The sequence below is a fragment of the Williamsia sp. DF01-3 genome, from assembly GCF_023051145.1.
GTDB lineage: Bacteria > Actinomycetota > Actinomycetes > Mycobacteriales > Mycobacteriaceae > Williamsia.
In genome coordinates this window covers 2,566,819-2,589,764 of sequence record NZ_JALKFS010000005.1, presented here as the reverse complement: position 1 = coordinate 2,589,764, position 22,946 = coordinate 2,566,819, and the positions used below count along the sequence as shown (strand labels likewise).

The following is a 22,946-nucleotide window of genomic DNA, read 5'->3' as shown; positions in this document are numbered from 1 at the left end:
CCACCTCACAGTGTGTTCCCTCAGGACCCAATAGTGTGTCAATGCCCCACCCCCTCACAGGGGCAAGCACCAGAACCTCCGAAACCGAAGACCCCGATATTGTTAGCGTTTCACCCATGAGCTCCCACCACAGAACATTCGCCTGTGAAGCGGGGCCACCACATCCTGCACTCCCTGCCGAAGCAGCAAGCTCGCTGGTACAAAGCAGCAGCAAAGAAATGGTTTATGTTGCTCCTTAGAAAGGAGGTGATCCAGCCGCACCTTCCGGTACGGCTACCTTGTTACGACTTCGTCCCAATCGCCAATCCCACCTTCGACGGCTCCCTCCCACAAGGGGTTGGGCCACCGGCTTCGGGTGTTACCAACTTTCATGACGTGACGGGCGGTGTGTACAAGGCCCGGGAACGTATTCACCGCAGCGTTGCTGATCTGCGATTACTAGCGACTCCGACTTCACGGGGTCGAGTTGCAGACCCCGATCCGAACTGAGACCGGCTTTAAGGGATTCGCTCCACCTCACGGTATCGCAGCCCTCTGTACCGGCCATTGTAGCATGTGTGAAGCCCTGGACATAAGGGGCATGATGACTTGACGTCATCCCCACCTTCCTCCGAGTTGACCCCGGCAGTCTCCTGCGAGTCCCCACCATTACGTGCTGGCAACACAGGACAAGGGTTGCGCTCGTTGCGGGACTTAACCCAACATCTCACGACACGAGCTGACGACAGCCATGCACCACCTGTACACCAACCACAAGGGGGCCATATCTCTATGGCTTTCTGGTGTATGTCAAACCCAGGTAAGGTTCTTCGCGTTGCATCGAATTAATCCACATGCTCCGCCGCTTGTGCGGGCCCCCGTCAATTCCTTTGAGTTTTAGCCTTGCGGCCGTACTCCCCAGGCGGGGTACTTAATGCGTTAGTTACGGCACGGATCCCGTGAAAAGGAACCCACACCTAGTACCCACCGTTTACGGCGTGGACTACCAGGGTATCTAATCCTGTTCGCTACCCACGCTTTCGCTCCTCAGCGTCAGTTACTACCCAGAGACCCGCCTTCGCCACCGGTGTTCCTCCTGATATCTGCGCATTTCACCGCTACACCAGGAATTCCAGTCTCCCCTGTAGTACTCAAGTCTGCCCGTATCGCCCGCACGCTTGGAGTTAAGCCCCAAGTTTTCACGAACGACGCGACAAACCGCCTACGAGCTCTTTACGCCCAGTAATTCCGGACAACGCTCGCACCCTACGTATTACCGCGGCTGCTGGCACGTAGTTGGCCGGTGCTTCTTCTCCAGGTACCGTCACTTTCGCTTCGTCCCTGGTGAAAGAGGTTTACAACCCGAAGGCCGTCATCCCTCACGCGGCGTCGCTGCATCAGGCTTGCGCCCATTGTGCAATATTCCCCACTGCTGCCTCCCGTAGGAGTCTGGGCCGTGTCTCAGTCCCAGTGTGGCCGGTCGCCCTCTCAGGCCGGCTACCCGTCGTCGCCTTGGTAGGCCATTACCCCACCAACAAGCTGATAGGCCGCGGGCCCATCCCAAACCGCCGGAGCTTTCCACCAACACCCATGCGAGTATCGGTCATATTCGGTATTAGACCCAGTTTCCCAGGCTTATCCCAAAGTTTGGGGCAGATCACCCACGTGTTACTCACCCGTTCGCCACTAATCCACCAGCAAGCTGGCTTCATCGTTCGACTTGCATGTGTTAAGCACGCCGCCAGCGTTCGTCCTGAGCCAGGATCAAACTCTCCATGAAAACCTTCCAAAACCGTTCCCGAAGAAACGAGTTTCAAAAAAATATGTCCTGAAGAGATTTCACAATCCCAACCAAACAAAAACTGACACCACCACAGGACTCAAAACCTGCGATGGGATCAAAAAAACAATCAAACTAATGCCGGCACCACACACCCATCACCAACCAAACCCCCAAAGGGCTCAGCCACCGTGACAGACACGCAGCACCTAAATTGGCACTAACAATCCATCGACACACTATCGAGTTCTCAAAGAACACACCCCGTACCGACTTCGACACCGTTATATGTGGCGCCATCCCGGTAAGGATATTGTTGTCTTACTGCTGTTGTCCCCGTCTCCGAGGCAACTCTACCAGCTTACCAGCTCTGTAATCTCGGCGCAACTCCCGGTTTTGAGGCCGTTTGTGGCTTCCGAAGGTCACAGGACCTTGGGCCACCCGCGTCGATACGCTCCACTTTTCAGTGGACTCGTTTCGAACCTGGGCGGTCAGCGTTGTTCCTTCAGGAAAACATCCCGTCGGTGTTCTTGGCCGCTCCGGACTCTCGCTCTCCGGCGCCTCACTCGCTGACTTGAAGAAAGTTACGCGGGTCGGACATGCAACGTCAAATCGCCTGGACAACAGCTGCTTACGCGTGCATCCGCGCAGGTCAGCGCTGCGGCCACGGCCCCGCATTCCGGGCCTGGGGCCCACTTTCGTCGATTCGACCTGTTGTGATCACCAACACCGGTGGTCGGTGAGCGTGTCGCGTTGACACACCGCCGTCCTTCGCCGTCCGGAAGACTGACCATTTGTCGAGCAGTCCCCACCGTTTGGGCAGTTACCCTCCGGTCCCCTCCCCCATAACGTCGGAGAATGACCACCGCACTCCTGTCCCAGACTCGCTTTGTCACCGATTACGTTGTGGTGCAACAAGGCTCACCGGGCTCGGGTGCGCAACGGGTGGGGGCCCTGCGATGGAGGCACGGCCGCACGGGTCGCCTCGAGATCGGTCATGACCTCGACCTCGCCACTGTGTCCGACGCCCGCATGGTCGCTGAGCTCGATGGGCTGGTGCAGCGCGGCGTCCTCGAGGGCCGGCAGCAGTTCGAAGATGCGGCGACCGGCGTGATTCTCACCTGTGCCGACGACGCAGGCGACTGTTGGCGCGCTTTCTACGCCAATTCTCTGCGCGAGTTGTCGGCCGGCCGATCACCATTTGCACCCATTCACAGGCGAGCGCTCTCGCTCATCAGCGGATCGAGCCTCTTGGAGGTCGGTTGCTGTTTCGGATTCTTCGCGTTGCAGGCCGCCGCGGGCCACTGCGCCGACGTGTACGCGTGCGACATCTCAGCCGGGGCCGTGAGGCTGCTCGACGAGGCCGCGCGGCAGCGCACATCGAATGTGCAGGTCGACTGCGGTGACGCCCTCGCGCTCCCCTACCCGGATGACTTCGTCGACACGGTCACGCTGATCCACTTGCTCGAACATCTGCCCGGCGGCGCGGACCTCGCCATCGCCGAGGCACTACGCGTGGCTCGGGGGCGGGTGGTGATCGCCGTTCCTTATGAGCAGGTCGCGAGCGCACACTTCGGCCACCACCACACACTCACGCCGCTGACGCTGGCCCGGTGGGCCGAGACCGCCGGACAGCCGGACGCCCTGACGTTCTCCGACCACGGTGGCTGGCTCGTCCTGTCGGCTGATCACAACGGTCGCTAGATCAGGCCACGCTTACTGGCCGCGTACACCGCCTCCGTGCGCTTGGATACTCCTAGTTTTCGAATGATGTTGCGAATGTGGAACTTAACGGTCGACGCAGAGATGAACAGCGTCTCGCCGATACTCTTGTTGGAGCTACCGTCGGCGAGCAACCGCAAGACCTGGCGCTCCCGTTCGGTCAATGTCTCGGAGTTTCCTTGCCCGGTGACCGCCCGCAGCACCACAGCTGCGCTGCGCGAGTCGAAGGCGCTTTCTCCCCTCGACACGGACTTGATCGCTCGCACCAACTCGGTGGTGTCGATGTCTTTCACCACGTAGCCCTTCGCGCCGCTGCGAACGGCGCGGACCACCAGGTCGTCGTCGAGGAACGTGGTGAGAACCAGTGCCGCGACCGCGGGATGCCGCCGTGTCAACTCGCTGATCAGACGCAGGCCCTCATAGTCGGTGCCGGCTGTGAGCTTGAGGTCGACAACCATCACGTCGGGCGCGAACCTGGCTGCGCCTTCGAGCGCCTCGCCGACGGTATCGGCTTCTCCCACAACCGAAATGGAACTCTCGCGTTCCAGGAGAGAGCGCATCCCCTCACGCAGCAGCGCATGGTCATCGACCAGCATGGTCCGGATCGGTCGTTTACCCCCGGCAGGTGCGCGGTCGGTCACGTCCATCATCTGTCCACCCTGTCAGTTGTCGGGATCTTCACCACGATGCGTACGCCGCCGAGCCGGGAGCGACGGATCCTCAGATCGCCACTCAGCTCTGCGGCCCGGGATCGCATGTTTGCGAGCCCGTGATGCCGTCCGGCCAGGTCACCCACGGTCGCGGCGCGCATCACCCGGCGCATGTACTCGGGGTCACCCGAACCGTCGTCGTCGACGGTCAGACGGACGTCGCTCTCGGAGTAGAGGAGGACAACTCGTGCGTTGGTTGCCTGGGCGTGCACCGCGGTGTTGAACAACGCCTCGCCCGCTATCCGCAAGATCGCGTGCTGGACATCGTGGGCCAGGTCTCGCTGACGGCCGATCACCCTGACGTCGGTCCGGAGATCATCCGGCATGTGCATCGAACAAAGTTCGTCCAGGATGGCGGCCAGGTCACCGGCACGATCGGAGGGAGCGTGATTGAGCGTGTAGATGACCGATCGCACCTGCTCAACGGCATCCTTGGTCAACTTTCCCGCCACGGCGAGGCGATCCGCGATCGCCGGGTCGGCATCGATGCGGCACACCTCGATCTGGACGCCGGCCGACAACACCGACTGAGCAACCGAGTCGTGGAGCTCTCGAGCGATACGTGCGCGCTCGGTGTTGAGGACCTCTTGGCGCATGGCCGCCGAGAGTTCGCGCTGAGTGCGTTCGAGTTCGGCGTTGCGCTCGGCCAGGTGTGCGGCGTGACGACGGCTCTCCTCGTACGCCTGCTCGGCGCGCACCAGCAGGTGCCGGCTCTCCTCGAACAGGGCCGCGTTCAGAAGCGCCACTGTGGCCTGACCTGCGAGAATCCGGAGAACCACCACGTCGGTCGGATCGATGGTGTGCGTCTGTGAGATCCACGCGGACAGTCCTCCGACGACTTCTCCGTTCAACTCGACCGGTACGTGAATGTGGTGGGCTTCGATGACCGGCCGGCCCAATCTCGTCATCTGGCCACGTAGGACGTCGTTGAGCCGGTTGAGCACTTCGTCGGGTAAGCCCACCGGTTTGCCCGCCGAACCCGCGCCTTCGAAGGCGTACACATCACCGTCCGCATCCATCATGAGGTGGCGCGGCCCCGTGCGTTCGAGTCGACCATCGCTTAACGCAAAAAGGACCCATTGGGCCCCGAGATGCTCGCGCGCTGCGTCTAGCACCGACAACACCAGGGTCTCGGGTCCCTCCGCCGTGCGCACGAGCGCCCGCGAGATCCGTTCCAGCGCGCCCACCACGCGCGTCAGGCGTTGCTCGACCCCCTGAACTGCGCGTAGTGACTGCCCTTGACCGAACGGAGGCCGACCAGTGACTCCAGGTCACTCGGCCCCGGACCCGATGGGCGGCCCGTCACAGCGCCTCCCGGTACAGATCAGCGACGGTGGCCGCGTCCGGCTGGCGCGGATTCGTGGTCATGCACGAGTCGGCGAGCGCGTACGCCGACAGCATCTCGATGTCCGTGCTGTTCACCCCGAGTGGCGACAGACTGGCCGGCATCCCGATCCGAAGCGCGAACCTCGAGACCTGATCGGCGAGCCGATCGGCCACACTCATCGGTGTTCCATGCGTGGACAGCCCGACTGCCTCTGCCAGATCGACGAAACCGTCGGCACACACGTGGGCGTTGTAGCGGATGACGTGCGGGAGCAGCACCGAGTTGATGGCTCCGTGTGCAGCATCGCAATGCCCGCCTACAGGGTGGCTCATGGCGTGCGCCGCCCCGAGAATCGCGTTGGTGAACGCCATGCCCGCTTCGAGTGAAGCGTGGGCCATGGCCACCGACGCCTCCGGATCGGCAGGGTTGTCGACAAGTCGTTCGAGATGGCGCCAGGTGGTCGAAAGAGCTTGGAGCGCAAATGTATCCGTCATCCGACTATGGGCGATGGAAACGTAGGCCTCGATACAATGGGTCAGAACATCCATTCCGCACTGGGCGGTGACCTCGGGTGGAACCGTGGCGAGCACCCGTGGGTCCACGACGGTGACGTCGGGGACCAGGCCCCGACCGATGATCGTGATCTTGGTATGCCGTGCCGGGTCGTTGACGATGCAGAACTGGGACACATCAGAGCCACTGCCGGCGGTGGTCGGAATGGCCACCACCGGAGGCAACGGACGCGTTGCCCGGTCGATGCCTTCGTATTCGAGGATGTGGCCGCCGTTCGACGCCAAGATTGCGACGCCCTTTGCCGCGTCGATCACCGACCCGCCTCCGAGCGCGATGATCCCGTCGCCCCCGTGTCGTTTGTACTTCTCGAAAGCCGCTGCGACCTCCTGGGCGCGAGGATTGGGCGAGATACCGGTGAAACAATCCGAATGCAATCCGACCGACACGATCCTGCCGGACAACTCGTCGAACCACGGCGTGGCACGGATCTTCTGATCGGAGACCACCAGCGGCCGGCGCATCCCCAGTCGGGAAGCAGCAAGAGCGGCCTCGGCCAGTGCACCGTCGCCGATGATCATCTCGGGAGCATGGAACTTCACGATCCGTGGGGACGGCATGCTGCGCATCATGACCCGATTCCTGTCCGTGGGTGGCAGCCGGTGACTCGGTCGCGCGCGCCGCACCCACTCTCGACCCTAGTGACCACGTGGCCCGATCGACACGATTTCTGTCAACTCCTGTCGTGTCGTCACCTCATGGTTCCGCTTTTCCGTCACGACAATGCCGTGCCGATCTCGTCGGCACGTTCGAGAAGCTCCGCTGCATCGCGCGCAACGACCACGGCGTCGCAGTACTCGGCGTACTCGTCCATGCCGCAACCGGTCTGGCTCCAGTATCGGCGTGGCTCAGGAGTGATCCAGGCGAGTCGGTGCGTGCGGCGGCGCACTTCGCCGAGTAGGTCGGCCCGCCCAGCGAACCCGTTGCCGCGGGCATCGCCGACAAACAAAACACTCGTGCGAGCGTCGAGCACACCACCGTGTGTTGTCAGCAATCCGTCCAGGACGCTGCCATAGTCGCTCGTAGCCGCAAGATCGAGGCCAGGGGTGGACAGGATCCGCGCCAGCGCGTCATCTCCGGTGCCGACGAGCAGCGGAGTCGTGACATCGATCGGCTTGTCGACGAAAGCCAGGACCGTGCACCGGTCGGCGATGTGATGCAGGGACTGTGCCAGCCGCAGGATGAAGCCGGTGACCGGGCGCACCGACAAGGACACGTCCAAGACGATGACCAGCCGCACTCGTCCCGCCACCAGCGTGCGCCGATAGAGGTCGACGGGGTCTCCATCGGTACGCAGCGCCGCCCGAAGGGTGTGCCGGATCGCCAGCCGGCCACGGCCCTGAGTCCGTGCGCGAGTACGCGGGGCACCTCGCATGCGTCGAACGATCCGGTGGCACGCCTGATCGATGTCTGCTCGGCTGATCGTCGGCGTTGTTGCGCCCCCGGGACGGGGTTCGTCTTCGGCGACCGGCGCGTCCCGGGTGAGCGCCTCGACGAAAGACTCGATCGCGGCCATCAGGTGTTCGAGCTGAGCCGGATCGAGGTCGTCGGCGCCGGCGGTCCCGTAGACGCGCCGTGCGTCGTAGTCATCGAGACGATCCAACACCGCTTGGGCGTCCACGAGCGAGAGGATGCCCGACCGCACTCGCATCGGCGCCGACGCGAGGTCACCCGCTGTGGCCGAGCCGGCGTTGTCCACCTCGATCGTGTACGTGATACCACCCTGCGTCGAACCCGAATCCGGTTCTACCGCAAGAGCTTCCGCGCCGGCCGACACGGTGAAATCGTTCTCCTCGCGGTGCGCCGACTCGCCATGGCGTTCAGCTCGTTCGGGATCCGAGTCGAAGAGGTCGCCGATCTCTTCGGTGTGCTCGTCGGCCCCGACCATGCGGGCGGCGCCCTGCAGTTCGTCATCCCATTCGAACTCATCTGGCAATCCGCCAGGGGTTCCCCGCACGGCCGGCAGGCCACTGGGTCATCAACCGATGCGGGCCCGGTCACGAACAATGCGTCGAACACCGCGTCGAAGGCCGGTCGCTCGTAGTCGTACTTGACGGTCACCGCCTGCAGCGCAGGGCGCAGCACCGACAGCTCGGATCCGTAGAGGGCCAGGACACGGCGGGCCTCGATCGTCTCGGCCGGCGACACCCGCACCCCTCGGCGCCGCAACATCCGTCCGAGCACACCGGCAAGCACGTCCAGTGCGGGATCGCGACCAGCGGTCATCGTCGTTCCGACGCCCGTGCCCGGCCCGCTCCGAAGGCCGCGGACGTGACCGACCCCCGCGTTCCGCTGGCCGCGACGGCGGGAGCCCCAGCAGCAGGGGGCCGTCTCGGGCATCGTCACCCGACAACTGCGCCTGGACGGTCTCGACGTCTGCGCCGAACTTGACGAGCAAGGACAGCAGCGCCCTGGTGTTCTCACCGGTCACCCCGCCGAGCACCGAAGCCGCCCGCGCCGCATCCACCACCTCAGCGATCGATGGACTCTTACGTAGCGGCATCGCCCGGAGCCGCCCGGCGAGCGCCACGACGTCCGCGACCGCAGACTCCTCGACCTCGGGCGCACGAGACGCCACGATCACCCGCTCCCGTGCGGCATCTGGGTAGTCGACCGAGAAATGAACGCACCGACGCTTGAGCGCCGCAGACAGTTCGCGGGTGTCATTCGAGGTCAGAACGATCCACGGCTGCGAGCGCGCCATGAAGCTCCCCAGTTCGGGCACTGTCACCTGCTGTTCGGCCAGGACCTCCAGCATCACCGCCTCCATGGCCTCGTCAGTGCGGTCGACCTCGTCGATCAGCAATACAACGGGCTCCGGCGACAGGATCGCCTCCAGCAAGGGCCGGGCCACCAAGAAATCCTCGGTGAACACCCCGACATCTTCGCGGGCAAGCGCCGCCGACGCCGCAGCCAGGTCGGCATACCCTGCCAACTCGGTCGTGATGCGGTCCCGGAGCATCTGTACATGAAGGAGTTGGCGTGCGTAGTCCCATTCGTACAGCGCCCGGGAATCGTCGAGACCCTCGTAACACTGCAGGCGGACCAGCCGGCGCCCCGACGCTGCGGCCATCGATTTGGCGAGTTCGGTCTTGCCGACGCCGGCCGGACCTTCCAGCAACAGCGGTCTGCCGAGCACGGTCGCCAGATGAACCACCACCGAGAGGTCGTGGTCGATGACATAGCCGTTGCCGCGCAACGCATCCGCCAGAGCTGCGGGGCTGTCGAATGATGCTGCGCCCGAGTCGATCCGGGATTCGTACGCCAACTCCGTCATGGTGTCCTCTCTTGCTCGAATCAGGTGTCAGTACGAACCGCTGAAAGCGTGCGACACCATCGGGATCAGGGATTCCACCGTCGACTCGCGCGGGTTGCCCGGCGTGCACCAGTCCCCCATCATGTGTTCGGCGATCGCCTGGACCTGCTTGTCCGAGGTGTCCATCTTGTCGCCACGACCTTCGTATCTGCCTGTGTTCATCCGGTTCTTGTCGTAGCTGTCGACCCGCAACTGACCGAAGTTGTCAGGGATGCCCAGATCCTTGGACAAGCGGATGGCCTCCTCCACCGCTGCATCCGCTGCCTGAACCGTGGTCATCTTCGACGTGTCGACACCCATCAACTTGGCGATTTCGGCATAACGCTCGAAACGGGAGGGCAGGTTGTATTCCCACACCCGAGGCAATGCGATGGCGTTGTTCAAGCCGTGATGACTGTCGTAGAAGGCGCTGACCGCGTGCGACAGCGAATGCACCAGGCCGAGCCCGCCGGAGTTGAAGGCCTGTGCCGCAATGTACTGCGCGTGCATCATGCCGGTCCGCGCTTCCAGATTCTTCGGATCGTAGACCGCCGTCCGTAGATGGTCGCGAATGAGCTCGATCGAGTACTTCGCGTTGCCCAGAGACGGGGCGAAGTCGAGCCGCGACACGTAGGGCTCGCTGGCGTGGGCCAAGACATCGAACCCGCAGAATGCGGTGAAGTGCTGCGGGCATGTGTAGTACAGCAGCGGATCATCCATCGCGAGGTCGACGAGGCAGGTGTCGTCGAATGCCACCCATTTGTGTGGATTGGCCATGTCGGAGGTGTCGGTGATGACGTAAGCCCACGAGGTCTCCGAACCGGTACCCGCCGTGGTGGACACCGCGATGTGTTTGGGGTTCTCCTTGTTGGTCGCCTTGGAGAATCCCTCGAACTCGTTGATGTTGCGCCCGTCGTGGGCGATGACCATCCGGGCACCCTTGGCGGCATCGTGGCTCGAACCGCCACCCACGGAGATGATTCCGTCGCATTTCTCCGACTGATAGAGGGCGGCGGCATCCATGCAGTTGTAGTCCTTTGGATTGGACTCCACCTGATCGAACAGCACCACGTCCACGCCCTGGTACTCGATCTTGCCGGTGAGTTCTTCGATGATGCCCGAGCCGCGGAGTCCGGTTGTCATCAGCAGGACCCGTGACATACCCAGTTCCTTGGCCTCGACACCGATCATGTCGTGAGCGCCGACCCCCAGTTTCGCCTTGGGGAACGGATGAAACTCCTTGATCGGGAATTCCCAGATCTGGTTGAGCTCGATGGCCATTGCGTGTATCTCCTTGCGCTGGGCGGAAACTGTTGCCTCACAAGGATGTTGCCCAGCTCACACCGGAAACAAGGTCACCTGACCCGCGCAGTGGGCCTTCATGTCCATCACGTCAGCGTGGCCACCTGGCCATCAGGACAGGTCCATCGCTTCGGTCACTACTGGGGAAGCGGCTCGACCCGTTCGATCTGTGCGCCGAGGCTCCGCATGATCTCGACGAAATCCGGATAGCCACGGTCGATGTGGGAGACATCGTGGACCTCCGTGACGCCATCGGCCACCAGGCCGGCCAGGACCAGTCCGGCTCCGGCACGGATGTCCGAACTCCAGACCGGCGCGCTCGACAGTCGTTCGATACCGCGGATCACCGCGTGATGACCATCGGTGCGGGCGTCGGCCCCCAGCCGGACCATTTCCTCGACAAAACGAAAGCGTGCTTCGAAGACGTTCTCGGTGATCACCGACATCCCGTCGCTGATCGACGCGAGGGCGATGGCCATCGGCTGCAGGTCGGTCGGAAATCCTGGGAACGGCAAAGTCGAGTAGTTCACGGCAACGGGCCGGCCGGACTGGGTGACCCTGAAGCCATTGTCGTACTGGGTGACCGTCGCGCCCGCCCCGGACAGCTTTGTGAGAACGAGCTGGAGATGTTGAGGGTCGACACCACTGACCGCGATGTCGCCGCGGGTCATCACCGCCGCGATCGCCCACGTGGCGGCCACGATGCGGTCCCCGATGACCCGGTGGGTGACCGGTTGGAGACGGTCCACCCCCTCCACGGTCAGGGTTGACGTGCCAGCCCCGGAGATCTTGGCACCCATCTGCTGCAGCATGACGCACAGATCGACGATCTCGGGTTCACGGGCGGCGTTGTCGATCGTCGTCACGCCCTCTGCCAGCACCGCTGCCATGAGGATGTTCTCTGTGGCTCCGACAGAGGGGAACTCGAGTGCGATCGGCGCTCCGATCAGCGTGTCGGCCTCGGCGACCACACAACCGTGCTCGATGACGCTGCGCGCGCCGAGAAGGCGTAGCCCGTTCTGGTGCATGTCGAGCGGCCGGGAGCCGATCGCGTCGCCGCCCGGCAGCGCGACCACAGCTCGACGGCATCTGGCGATCAGTGGCCCGAGAACACACACCGAGGCCCGAAACTGCTTCACCGCGTCGAAGTCCGCGTGGAACTTGGGTTCGGCCGGGGTGTCGATGACCACGGTGTCGCCGGAATGGCTCACCGACGCCCCGAGACCACGCAGTACCTCGGCCATCAGAGGGACATCGAGGATCTGCGGGCAGTTGGTGATGGTGGTGGTGCCTTCCGCCAACAGGGCAGCTGCCATCAGCTTCAGCACGCTGTTCTTGGCGCCCACGACCTCGACCTCACCGGTCAGCCGCGCGCCCCCCGTCACCAGAAAACGATCATCCACGACACGTAGCCTAAGCGACCGGTCGCAGCGCGACCCCGACGGCCCGCCACTTGTCCAAGCCCTCCCCGAAATAGACACCCGGAAGCACCTCCGTCGAGACCGAAATCGCGAATTTCGTTGCGCGGTCGCTGTTTTGCCCACTCAGAACACCGAACGATCGTTCCCTCCGCACCAGCAGATACATCGCAACAAAGGTCACCTTGTCCGTTGCCCATGCCGTCATCGTTCGCGCAGACGGGTAGATTTCATCCATGGCCGTACACCTGACCCGCATCTACACCCGAACCGGCGACAGCGGCGAAACCGGGCTCAGCGATTTCTCCCGTGTGTCGAAGAACGACCCGAGGGTGATCGCCTACGCAGACTGTGACGAGGCAAATGCCGCGATCGGCGCAGCTCTGGCTCTCGGCAACCCCGACCCGGAGATCGCGGAGATCCTCACGCGCGTGCAGAACGATCTGTTCGATGCCGGCGCCGACCTCTCGACACCCGTCGTTCCGGATCCGAAGTACCCCCGCTGCGGCTACTACAGAGCTACATCGATGATCTCGAGGTGTGGTGCGATCACTACACCGACAAGCTGGAACCGCTCAATTCGTTCATCCTGCCGGGCGGCAGCCCGCTGAGCGCGTTGTTGCATGTGGCCCGGACCGTCACACGGCGGGCGGAAAGGTCTGCGTGGGCTGCTATCGACGCTCACCCGGACGACACGAGCGCGTTGCCGGCCAAGTACCTGAACAGGCTGTCCGACCTGCTCTTCATCTTGTCAAGGGTCGCCAACCCGGGCGGAGACGTGCTCTGGCAGCCGGGCGAGCAGCGAAGCCGCGCGCAATCTGGAACGGAAAACGACCAGTAGATCGGAGATCAGCGGCGGCGCTCGCGGCCCGTGCGTTCGGCCCGCTGAGACGGGCGGGATTCGAGCCAGGATTGAAAGGCTGTGACGGCGCCGCCGTCGAGCGCAAGCTCAAACGCACCGTCTCGGTCCGCGAGTTCAAGGATCACCATGTCGTCGTCCATCACATCGGCCTCGGACGGCGTGGGTCCCCGGCGCCCTTTGGACACGACAACCTGACGGAGAACCAGGCGGTTGGGGCCGGGACGCATACTGCGGAGCCGAAAGTACTCCATCGCGTTGTCGTCGTACCGCACCACACCGTGACGCCACGCTCGACCGTCCTCAGCGGGTAGTTCGCGCAGCAACGCAGAAGTACCCGCGCCACGCAGCTGATTGATGCGATAGAACACGTAGAACATCGCCGCGGTGACCAGCACCAACACCGCAAGGGCAATCAGATTCCAGTGCACAACCGACACCTCCTTCTGCCCCCGCTGAAAAAACACCCGGTCCCCGCAAACTCCTCGAAGTTCGCGGGGACCGGGAAACGGCTAGCCGTCCAGATGGTCCCCTGGTCACCAGGATGCCATCCGATCCGACGATCTACTTCACGTGGCCCAGCTCTTCGACCGCACGCAGTCGAGACTGCGCACGGATGTAACGCTCGCTGCCCTCTTCTTCCGACTCCAGAACAGAACGTTCGGCGTCGGCGTCGACCTCGTCTGCCCACTCGGCAGACTCGGCGAGGACGGTGACGGTCTCACCGGTGACCGACAGGAAACCACCCTGCACGGCCGCGACTTTGCGTTGACCGCCATCTTCCTCGATCAACACGAAACCGCCTTCGACCAACTGTCCCAGCAACGGCTCGTGATTGGCGAGCACACCCAGCTCACCTTCGGTGGTCTGAGCGATCACGAAGGTCGCCTCACCCGAGTACAGCCGCGTGTCCGCCGAGACAACCTCGATGTGAAATGCGGTGTCAGCCATGGGTTTTGGTCACTTCCCGGAGATTCGTGCGGCAGCAGCCTCGACGTCATCGAGACCACCGCAGCTGTTGAACGCCTGCTCGGGCAGGTGATCGAACTCACCCTTGGCAACCCGGTCGAACGCCTCGATGGTGTCGCTGAGCGGCACAACCGAGCCCTTCTGGCCGGTGAACTTCTCAGCGACCAGGAAGTTCTGGCCGAGGAACTTCTGGATGCGACGGGCCCGCTGCACGGTGACCTTGTCCTCTTCGGACAGTTCGTCCATACCGAGGATGGCGATGATGTCCTGCAGTTCCTTGTACTTCTGCAGGATCCGCTTGACCTCGTTGGCGACGCGGAAGTGGTCGTCACCGACGATCGACGCCTCCAGGATGCGCGAGGTCGACGTCAGCGGGTCCACGGCGGGGTAAATACCCAGCTGAGAAATCGGACGCGACAGCTCAGTGGTGGCATCGAGGTGGGCGAAGGTCGTTGCCGGCGCCGGGTCGGTGTAGTCGTCGGCGGGCACGTAGATCGCCTGCAGCGAGGTGATCGAGTTACCACGCGTCGAGGTGATGCGCTCCTGGAGCTCACCCATCTCATCGGCCAGGGTCGGCTGGTAACCGACGGCAGACGGCATGCGGCCGAGCAGCGTGGAGACCTCGGAACCGGCCTGCGTGAACCGGAAGATGTTGTCGATGAAGAGCAACACGTCCTGGTTCTTGACGTCGCGGAAGTACTCCGCCATCGTCAGCGCGGACAGGGCCACGCGCATACGCGTGCCCGGCGGCTCGTCCATCTGGCCGAACACCAAGGCGGTGTCCTGGAGGACGCCCATCTCCTCCATCTCGAGGTGGAGGTCGGTGCCCTCACGGGTGCGCTCGCCGACGCCGGCGAACACCGAGGTGCCGGAGAACTCGCGAGCGATACGGGTGATCATCTCCTGGATGAGGACGGTCTTACCGACACCGGCACCACCGAACAGACCGATCTTTCCGCCCTTGACGTACGGGGTGAGAAGGTCGATCACCTTGATGCCCGTTTCCAGGATCTCGGTTTTACCCTCGAGCTGATCAAATGACGGCGGCTTACGGTGGATGCCCCACTGCTCGCCGTCGCGACCGGTGCCCGGCGCGTCGAGGCAGTCGCCGAGGGCGTTGAACACGTGGCCCTTGACCACGTCACCAACAGGCACCGAGATGGGCTTGCTGGTATCGGTGACCTCGGTTCCACGGGTCAGACCGTCCGTCGGTTGCATCGAGATGGTGCGGACCAAGTTGTCGCCGAGGTGCTGGGCAACCTCGAGCGTCAACTTCTTGGCCACCGACGGCAACGTGATGTCGGCGTGCAGGGCATTGAACAGTTCGGGCACTGCGCCACGCGGGAACTCCACGTCGACGACCGGTCCGATGACTCGGACGACCCGGCCGGTCACCGAGTCTGCGGTCGAATCCGAGACGGATTCGGTTACAGCTGTGGTCATGATGTCTCTTCCTCTTTGTCGGTGCGCGGCTGGTGATCCGCGACCGCCTTCGGCTTGTTGCTGCTAGTTCGCGAGCGCATTGGCGCCGCCGACGATCTCGCTGATTTCCTGGGTGATCTGCGCCTGCCGCAGCTGGTTCGCCTCGCGCGACAGGTTGGTCACCAGCTCTTCGGCGTTGTCGGTGGCGGCCTTCATCGCGGTACGACGAGCGGCCGACTCCGATGCCGACGAATCGAGCAGGGCCGCGTACACGCGCGTTGCCACGTACTTCGGCAGCAGTGCCGAGAGCAAAGTCTCCGCACCGGGTTCGAACGTGTAGTTGCGCGCCGGCGTGGACGACTCGTCGTCGTCGCTCTCCGACACCACAAGCGGTGCGATCCTGCGAACCTCGGGCGACTGGTTCAGCATGCTCACGAACTTCGTGAACACCAAGTGCAGTTCATCGACGCCTTCGATGGTGCCGCCGTCCAGTCCCTCGATCTCGGTGCCCGACCCTGCGACGAAGAGATCAACAAGGTGGTTGGTCGCCTCGGAAGCGTTGTGGTACTCCGGCTGTTGCGAGAACCCGGTCCACGACCCCGCGACCGACACTCCCCGGAACGAGAAGTAACCAAGGCCCTTTTGCCCGGTGATGAACAGGACCGTTTCCTTGCCCTCGTCCTCCAGCAACTCGAGGAGTTGCCGGGTTTCGCGCAAGACGTTCGAGTTGTACGCACCGCACATACCGCGATCACTGGTGATCACCAGCACGGCCGCACGTTTCGGATTCTCGCGAGCGACGAGCAGAGGATGGTCCAGTGTGCCCGCTCCGGAGGCCAGCTCCGAGAGCACCGTGGTCATCTCCTGCGAGTACGGCTTGGCCGCCGCCACTCGTGTCTGCGCCTTGACGATGCGCGAGGTGGCGATGAGTTCCTGGGCCTTGGTGATCTTCTTTGTCGACTGGACTGACCGGATGCGTGAGCGCAGTTCACGAATACTCGCCATGTGCTTGTCTCACACTCCTTTCGGTTTGGTCATTGGTTGTCGAATCATGTGCCCTAGGACTTCCGGACCTTGATTTCTTCGTTGTTGACTTCGTCGGCCGCAAGGGCGCCCGGATCTTCTTCGTTCACCGATCCGGGTCCGTCGCTTGCGAGGAACGACTTCTTGTACTTGTCGGCGGCAGCCTTGAGGGCCTCGGCCTGGTCGTCGGACAGAGCCTTACCGCCCGCGATCGAGTCGTAGACACCCTTGGCACCGTGGTGCAGGTGGTTGAGGAGCTCGCCCTCGTACCGGCGCACGTCGTCGACGGCAACCGAGTCGTAGTGGCCCTCACCCGCGAGGTAGATCGAGACGATCTGATCCTCGACGGACACCGGCGAGTACTGGTCCTGCTTGAGCAACTCCACCCAGCGAGCACCACGGGCCAGCTGGGCCTTCGATGCGTCGTCGAGGTCAGAAGCGAACGCCGAGAAGGCCTCCAGCTCGCGGAACTGTGCAAGCTCCAGACGGAGCGAACCCGAGACCTTCTTCAGGCCCTTGGTCTGCGCTGCACCACCGACACGAGAGACCGAGGTGCCCACGTTGATCGCGGGGCGGACACCCTTGTTGAAGAGGTCGGACTCGAGGAAGACCTGACCGTCGGTGATCGAGATGACGTTGGTCGGGATGAACGCGGAGACGTCGTTGGCCTTGGTCTCGATGATCGGGAGACCGGTCATCGATCCGCCACCGAGCTCGTCGGACAGCTTTGCGCACCGTTCGAGCAGACGGGAGTGCAAGTAGAAGACGTCACCCGGGTATGCCTCGCGGCCCGGCGGGCGACGCAGCAGCAGCGAGATGGCGCGGTAGGCCTCGGCCTGCTTGGAGAGGTCATCGAACACGATGAGGACGTGCTTGCCCTGGTACATCCAGTGCTGGCCGATGGCCGAACCGGTGTACGGGGCCAGCCACTTGAATCCGGCCGAGTCAGACGCAGGTGCCGCGACAATGGTGGTGTATTCCATCGCGCCGGCCTCGTCGAGCGCGGACTTGACGCCCGCGATGGTCGAGCCCTTCTGCCCGATCGCGACGTAGATGCAACGCACCTGCTTGGTCGGGTCACCGGTTTCCCAGTTCGCCTTCTGGTTCAGGATGGCGTCGATGCAGACCGCGGTCTTGCCGGTCTTGCGGTCGCCGATGATCAGCTGACGCTGGCCACGGCCGATAGCGGTCATCGCGTCGATGGCCTTGATGCCGGTCGCGAGCGACTCCTCGACGGGCTGACGCTCGAGCACCGATGCTGCCTGGAGCTCCAGCACGCGCTTCTCGTCCGATTCGATCTCGCCCTGACCATCGATGGGCTGACCCAGCGGGTTCACCACCCGGCCGAGGAACTTGTCGCCGACCGGGACGGACAGCACGTCGCCGGTACGGCTGACCTGCTGGCCTTCTTCGATCTCGTCGTATGCACCGAGGATGACCGCACCGACCTCGTCCTCGTCGAGGTTGAGGGCCACGCCCAGAACCCCGCCCGAGAACTCGAGCAGTTCGTTCGCCATCGCGCCCGGCAGGCCGCTCACGTGGGCGATACCGTCCGAGGTGTCGGCGACTACGCCGACTTCTTCGCGCGATGCCTCGGCCTGGAATGACGAGACGTACTGCTCGATCGCTCCTTTGATCTCGTCGGATGAGATCGTCAACTCCGCCATGAGTACTCGTTCCTTGCTTTCGTTTTCGCTTGTGGTCTAAGTGTGCCCGCGCCGGAGTGTGCCGGTCGGGCGTCGCGCCCGTCGGGCTAACTCGGCAAGGTCTCGCTCGCCTTGGCCAGTCGGCTGGCCACATCACCCTCGATGACTTCGTCGGCAACGATGACCTTGAATCCGCCGAGCAACTGCTCGTCGACTTCGATCTGCACCGACATGTCGCGTCCGTAGATCCGCCCCAGCACTGTGCTGAGCCGCTCGATCTGCGCATCGGTCGGCAGTGCCGCCGCGATGACGTGTGCAACCGACTCTCCGCGTCGAGCAGCAGCCAGTTCGGCGATGCCTGACACGGTGACGTCGATCGGCTGATGCCCGCGCTGCAACTGCACAGCCTGTCGGACCAGCGATCCTGTCTCGTCCGTGACCTTTCCGCCGATGACCCTGTCGAGCAACTGCAACCGGCCCTCGGCAGGTGCATTCGCGTCGGACAGCAGTCGCGACAGATCAGGTTCTGCCAGCAGCAACCGGCCCAGCCGGAACAGTTCGTCCTCGACCTCGCCGATCCTGCCGCTGCGGTCGGCGACCGTCAGCAGCGCAAGCCGGGCGAGCCGCTCGAGTGCGGTGAGGAAATCAGCGGTGGCCGACCATTTCGCGTCAACAGCGGACTTGACGATGTCGAGCGTGGTGTCGGACACCTTCCCCGACAGGATCGAATCGACCAGTGACGCCTTGTGCTGCGGCTCGTCGGTGGACTCCGCCAGGTGCTTGCGCAGAACCGGGTTGGCCGCGAGAAGAATCGCTACCGAACCGAGTTCGTCACCGATCGTTCGCAATTGCTCGACGTCCGCGGAACCGGTCTTCTCGTCGAACGTGCGTGCCAGGGTGCGCACCGAGTCACGGCTCGCTGCCCGCATCGAATGGGTGCCGATTGCCTCACCGGTGGATGTGGACTCCGGTGCGACACCACCTTCGGCCGCCATCTGCTCCAACTCGGCCAGAACCCTGTCGAAGGAGTCCTGTTTGGCCTTCGGGTCCTCGAGGTGCTCGCGCACCAGGTCACCGGCGACGTCGAGTGAGGCCAGCCCCAGTTCGCCGCGCAGCTGACGGATCAGCGCCTGGCGGTTGAGGGCGACCTGCGCCTTGCCGTGCTCGGTGATGCGCTTGACCTCTGAGTCGGCCTGGTTGCGCATCTGTTCCGCGATCGCCTGAGCGTCACCGCGTGCCTCTTCACGGATCTGACTCGCCTCTGCTCTGGCCTGCTCGAGTGCTGTGGCGTGAGCGTCCTTCGCCTCGGCGAGACGGGCCTTGGCCTGCTCGCTTTCGGCGACCTGTGTGGCGATCGTTTCTTTTTGTGCCGCAACAGCTTTACGAAGCGGCGGCATCACGTATCGGATGAAAACGAAGACAACGACGGCAAAGCCGACGAGTTGTCCGAGGAAAATATCCACTGGTCAGTTCACCGTCCCGGTCTTTTCGCCCTCGGTCGCGGAGACGCGATCAAGAGATGCCGACAACTTCGGATCCGACTTGACGTCGAAGCCGAGTACTCGGCTGGCCAGCCCGGAGGACAGCCTGCCCAGTTCCGCGCGGGCCTCCGCCGCAGCTCGCTGCCCTTCGGCCGCCAACTGTTCGGAGGTTTCGCGCTGAACCGCGTCCGACTCCTCGGTCGCCCGCCGCCTCATCTCCTCGAGGTTCTCGTTGCCCTTGGCACGAGCCTCGTCTCGGATGCCGGTCGCCTCGACTCGGGCGCCCTTCATGGCGGATCGGTATTCCGATTCGGCATCCTCGAAACTCTTGGCCGCGGCCTTGTTGTCCTCGGTGGTCTTCGAGACCAGCGCCTCACGTTCTTCGAGGACCTGGCGGATCGGCGGAACGATGAACTTGCCGAGCACCACCAACACGATGATGAAGATCAAGAGGACAACGAAGAACGTGCCGTTGGGTATGAGGAAATTCTCTGCGGCGAGATCCATGGTGTCGTTTTACCTGTTTCCCGAAATTATTCGGCGCTGATCGGGGTGGCGAAGACGAACAGCGCCATGAAGGCCAGGTTGATGAAGTAAGCAGCCTCAACCAGACCGACGGTGATGAAGAACGGAGTGAACAGACGACTCTGCGCTTCGGGCTGACGCGCGATGCCTGCGATCAGCTGCGCACCGGCCAGACCGTCACCGATACCGGCGCCGATAGCGCCGCCGCCATGATCAGACCGCCGCCGATCAGTGCACCCATGCCAATCATTGGATCCATTTACTTTTCCCTTTCGGTGGTACTGACAATGGAATTGCCAGGTCTTTGTGCCCCGCCGGCATCGCGCCGGCAAGGGGTCGTTCTAGTGGTGCTCGTCCTCCAGCTCCATGGACTGGCTGAAGTACAAGATGGTCAGCAGAGTGAAGATGAACGCCTGGATGAGTCCGACGAAGAGGTCGAACATCTTCCAGATCGAGTTGGGGGCCCACATGATGTAGACCGGGAAGATCGCGATCAGCGACACCATCACACCGCCGGCGAACATGTTGCCGAAAAGACGGAGTGAGAGCGAGACGGGCTTCGCGATCTCTTCGATGATGTTGATCGGGGCCAGACCGATGGCGTGACCCTTGATCAAGGCTTTGGGGTGGCCGAGAAAGCCTCGGCGCTTGACGCCCGCTGCGTGGTACGCGATGAAGACGAAAAGCGCGAGCGCGTAGACGAAGTTGGCATCCGAGGCCGGCGGCTGAGCCACTCACCGGTGCCTCCCCCTCTTTGCCGTACTGGACCGGCAACACCGAGATCCAGTTGGCGACGAGGATGAAGATGAACAGCGTCACTGCCAGCGGCAGCAGGAATGGCGCAACACGCATGCCGATGGAGCTCTCCACCTGGCCGCGCATCTGCGAGGTGAGGGTCTCGAAGAACAGCTGTACCGGGTTGGGAACGCCCGACGTCATCTTGGCCCGCACGTAGAAGGCCAGTCCGAGCACAACCAGGGCCGCGAAAGCGGTCCCGATGATGGTGTCCAGGTTGAATGTCATCCCGAACAGATCGACGTGGGTATGGTGCCCGACCTCGATCTCTGCCTCGGCGAGATACGACGTATCTGTCATGACTGGGTACGAAGTCCTTTCATCACTGGGATCACCGTGTTGAGAACCAGGATCACCTGACACAGCGCGAGTCCGAACATCACGCCGATGCCGTCCGGCCTGGCGACGAACGCCACGACGAGTGCAACGACGGTCAAGATTGCCAGTCGCAGGGCGGAATTGACGATGATCGGCCGCTTGCGGGGGTTTTCTTCGGCGGTGATTCCTTGCACATACAACTGCACGAGCTTGGCATTGGCCAGACTGAGGGCCAATCCGACGAACATCCAGATACCGAACATGATGTGGCCGAGGTAAGCGCTTGCGGCCACTGCGACGACGACCAGCAATCCACTGAGGATCGCCGGACGCACCAAACTCAACGGAACATCCGGGAATACCGGCGCCGAGTCGGAGCTTGACGTCGTCATGCACCTCTCCTCAAGGGTCCAGCGGGTTCGCTAGCTCTGGGGGCAGCCTGGTAGAGCCGTGCCCGTCGATCTGGAACATGATCGGGGCGACAGCTCATCGATCCCTGTGACCATATCAACACTGTCGTGGCCTGCCACCAGGGGGTGCGTTGACCGCGATTGCGGCTCTCACCTTGGTGATTCGGCTACTACAGACGATAGTACTACGTCGCATCGCATACCCGAAATGTCCGGGTTAGGCTGCACTTCGGCACAGATTACTGGACACGGTTCCACCGACCGCCACCCGGTCAGGCAGATGCGCCCTGGCGGTGTCGTCGACGAAGGCGCGGGACGATGGTGGCGACCATCGCGAGGACCAGTCCGGCTGCCAGGACCGGTACCACTACCGAAACCGAAAAGAACGTGCTCGCAGCCGCTCCGAAGGCCAGTAGCCCGACCCAGAGGTAGATGAGCAGCACCACGCGCCTGTGCGAGTGACCGATCTCCAGCAGTCGATGGTGCAGGTGCATCTTGTCCGGGGTGTAGAAGCCGACACCCGCCCGAGTCCTCCTTACGACCGCCATCAGCATGTCGAGCATCGGGATGAACATGACGGCCGCCACCAGGATGATCGGCGACAGCAGCGTGAACACATCGGCGGGGCCGTAGGCATTGGTGGCCACCCGGCCCGATGCGCTGGTCGAGGCTGTGGCCAGCATCAGCCCGATGAGCATCGAGCCGGAATCGCCCATGAAGATGCGGGCGGGCTGGAAGTTGTGCGGCAGAAAACCGAGGCATGCGCCGGCGAGAATGGCGGAGATGAGGGCCGGTGGGTAGTAACTGACGTCGCCGCCCTGGTCTCGGAGCAGACCCAGCGAGAAGAAGCAGATCGCCAATGACGCGATGAGCGCCAGGCCGGCGGCGAGTCCGTCGAGGCCGTCGACGAAGTTCATCGCGTTGACCGTTGCGACGGTGACCGCGATCGTGAGCAATCCCGCCTGGAGTGGGTCCAGCACCACCGTTCCGATGTCGCCGAACGGGACGTACAGCAGATACCAGCTCACACCCATGATCACCAGGACACCGGCAGCGGTCAGCTGGCCGACGAACTTGGTCAAGGCGTCGATCCCCCAGCGGTCGTCGATGATTCCGACGAGCACGATGACCCCACCGGCGACGACAACGGCGTTCATGTCGTCGGTGTATGCGAAACCCCTTGTCAGAGCTGGCAACTCGCCGGCCAGAGCCATCCCGGCGAGCATACCGATGTACATGCCGACACCGCCCAGACGCGGCGTGGGAATCGCGTGGACATCCCGGGTCCGCGGAACGGCCACCGCACCGGTACGTGTGGCGATGACCCGCACGACACCGGTGGCGAGATACGTGATGACGGCGGCGGCGAGCCCGACGAGCATCAGCTCCCGCAGC

General features: G+C 63.3%; 16 protein-coding genes, 1 rRNA gene and 5 pseudogenes. 2 read left to right on the top strand and 20 right to left on the bottom strand.

What is annotated here, in order from left to right:
• Positions 1–239 precede the first annotated feature (239 nt).
• A 16S ribosomal RNA gene (locus MVA47_RS14355) occupies positions 240–1,759 on the bottom strand.
• An 858-nt stretch (positions 1,760–2,617) separates the two neighbouring features.
• Here MVA47_RS14355 and mftM point away from each other — a divergent pair.
• On the top strand, positions 2,618–3,463 hold the full coding sequence (gene mftM / locus MVA47_RS14350) for a mycofactocin oligosaccharide methyltransferase MftM (protein WP_247208426.1): 846 nt from the start codon (positions 2,618–2,620) through the stop codon (positions 3,461–3,463).
• On the opposite strand, the gene MVA47_RS14345 is transcribed toward mftM, so the two are convergent.
• The 8 genes and pseudogenes from MVA47_RS14345 to MVA47_RS14310 form a co-directional block, all read right to left on the bottom strand.
• Complete coding sequence (locus MVA47_RS14345) at positions 3,460–4,128, bottom strand: response regulator transcription factor (RefSeq protein ID WP_247210793.1); 669 nt, start codon at positions 4,126–4,128, stop codon at positions 3,460–3,462. The two genes, mftM and MVA47_RS14345, sit on opposite strands and share 4 nt — an antisense overlap.
• A pseudogene (locus tag MVA47_RS14340) lies at positions 4,128–5,497 on the bottom strand (histidine kinase). Before MVA47_RS14340 ends, MVA47_RS14345 begins: the two are co-directional and overlap by 1 nt.
• A complete protein-coding gene (locus MVA47_RS14335; protein WP_374474387.1) occupies positions 5,494–6,657 on the bottom strand; it encodes an iron-containing alcohol dehydrogenase in 1,164 nt (387 codons plus the stop codon). Before MVA47_RS14335 ends, MVA47_RS14340 begins: the two are co-directional and overlap by 4 nt.
• A gap of 146 nt (positions 6,658–6,803) precedes the next feature.
• Positions 6,804–8,045, bottom strand: a complete 1,242-nt coding sequence (locus tag MVA47_RS14330) for a VWA domain-containing protein (RefSeq protein ID WP_308280551.1) — start codon at positions 8,043–8,045, stop codon at positions 6,804–6,806.
• A 413-nt stretch (positions 8,046–8,458) separates the two neighbouring features.
• Positions 8,459–9,365: pseudogene (locus MVA47_RS14325) on the bottom strand (AAA family ATPase); the annotation flags it as partial.
• Positions 9,366–9,392: 27 nt separating this feature from the next.
• The gene (gene mdo, locus MVA47_RS14320; protein ID WP_247208424.1) at positions 9,393–10,664 is read right to left on the bottom strand and encodes an NDMA-dependent methanol dehydrogenase; all 1,272 of its coding nucleotides are present in this window, start codon (positions 10,662–10,664) and stop codon (positions 9,393–9,395) included.
• 158 nt (positions 10,665–10,822) lie between these two features.
• On the bottom strand, positions 10,823–12,088 hold the full coding sequence (murA, locus tag MVA47_RS14315) for a UDP-N-acetylglucosamine 1-carboxyvinyltransferase (RefSeq protein ID WP_247208423.1): 1,266 nt from the start codon (positions 12,086–12,088) through the stop codon (positions 10,823–10,825).
• A gap of 10 nt (positions 12,089–12,098) precedes the next feature.
• Positions 12,099–12,341, bottom strand: a complete 243-nt coding sequence (locus MVA47_RS14310; protein ID WP_247208422.1) for a hypothetical protein — start codon at positions 12,339–12,341, stop codon at positions 12,099–12,101.
• Here MVA47_RS14310 and MVA47_RS14305 point away from each other — a divergent pair.
• Positions 12,340–12,944: pseudogene (locus MVA47_RS14305) on the top strand (cob(I)yrinic acid a,c-diamide adenosyltransferase). The gene MVA47_RS14310 and the pseudogene MVA47_RS14305 overlap by 2 nt on opposite strands.
• Positions 12,945–12,952: 8 nt before the next feature.
• On the opposite strand, the gene MVA47_RS14300 reads toward MVA47_RS14305, so the two are convergent.
• From MVA47_RS14300 to MVA47_RS14250, 11 genes and pseudogenes are all read right to left on the bottom strand, one after another.
• Positions 12,953–13,429, bottom strand: coding sequence for a DUF2550 domain-containing protein (locus MVA47_RS14300; RefSeq protein WP_247208421.1), 477 nt, complete (start codon positions 13,427–13,429; stop codon positions 12,953–12,955).
• 97 nt (positions 13,430–13,526) lie between these two features.
• Positions 13,527–13,913, bottom strand: coding sequence for a F0F1 ATP synthase subunit epsilon (locus tag MVA47_RS14295; RefSeq protein WP_099383247.1), 387 nt, complete (start codon positions 13,911–13,913; stop codon positions 13,527–13,529).
• A 9-nt stretch (positions 13,914–13,922) separates the two neighbouring features.
• Positions 13,923–15,374, bottom strand: coding sequence for a F0F1 ATP synthase subunit beta (atpD, locus tag MVA47_RS14290; RefSeq protein ID WP_247208420.1), 1,452 nt, complete (start codon positions 15,372–15,374; stop codon positions 13,923–13,925).
• A 63-nt stretch (positions 15,375–15,437) separates the two neighbouring features.
• Positions 15,438–16,358 carry a F0F1 ATP synthase subunit gamma gene (locus MVA47_RS14285; RefSeq protein WP_247208419.1) on the bottom strand — a complete coding sequence of 307 codons (921 nt, stop codon included), beginning with the start codon at positions 16,356–16,358 and terminating at the stop codon, positions 15,438–15,440.
• 53 nt (positions 16,359–16,411) lie between these two features.
• Complete coding sequence (gene atpA / locus MVA47_RS14280; RefSeq protein ID WP_247208418.1) at positions 16,412–18,043, bottom strand: F0F1 ATP synthase subunit alpha; 1,632 nt, start codon at positions 18,041–18,043, stop codon at positions 16,412–16,414.
• 86 nt (positions 18,044–18,129) lie between these two features.
• Positions 18,130–19,485: a F0F1 ATP synthase subunit B/delta gene (locus tag MVA47_RS14275; protein WP_247208417.1), complete on the bottom strand. Its 1,356-nt coding sequence runs from the start codon at positions 19,483–19,485 to the stop codon at positions 18,130–18,132.
• A 3-nt stretch (positions 19,486–19,488) separates the two neighbouring features.
• The gene (locus MVA47_RS14270) at positions 19,489–20,010 is read right to left on the bottom strand and encodes a F0F1 ATP synthase subunit B (RefSeq protein WP_247208416.1); all 522 of its coding nucleotides are present in this window, start codon (positions 20,008–20,010) and stop codon (positions 19,489–19,491) included.
• Between the two features lie 26 nt (positions 20,011–20,036).
• Positions 20,037–20,287, bottom strand: a pseudogene (locus MVA47_RS14265) (F0F1 ATP synthase subunit C).
• Positions 20,288–20,369: 82 nt separating this feature from the next.
• Positions 20,370–21,123: pseudogene (atpB, locus tag MVA47_RS14260) on the bottom strand (F0F1 ATP synthase subunit A).
• Entirely contained in the window at positions 21,120–21,533 is a 414-nt protein-coding gene (locus MVA47_RS14255; RefSeq protein ID WP_247208415.1) for an ATP synthase subunit I, read from the bottom strand. The pseudogene atpB and the gene MVA47_RS14255 overlap by 4 nt, the downstream one beginning before the upstream one ends.
• Before the next feature lie 290 nt (positions 21,534–21,823).
• Positions 21,824–22,933: a glycosyltransferase family 4 protein gene (locus MVA47_RS14250; protein WP_247210790.1), complete on the bottom strand. Its 1,110-nt coding sequence runs from the start codon at positions 22,931–22,933 to the stop codon at positions 21,824–21,826.
• Positions 22,934–22,946 lie beyond the last annotated feature (13 nt).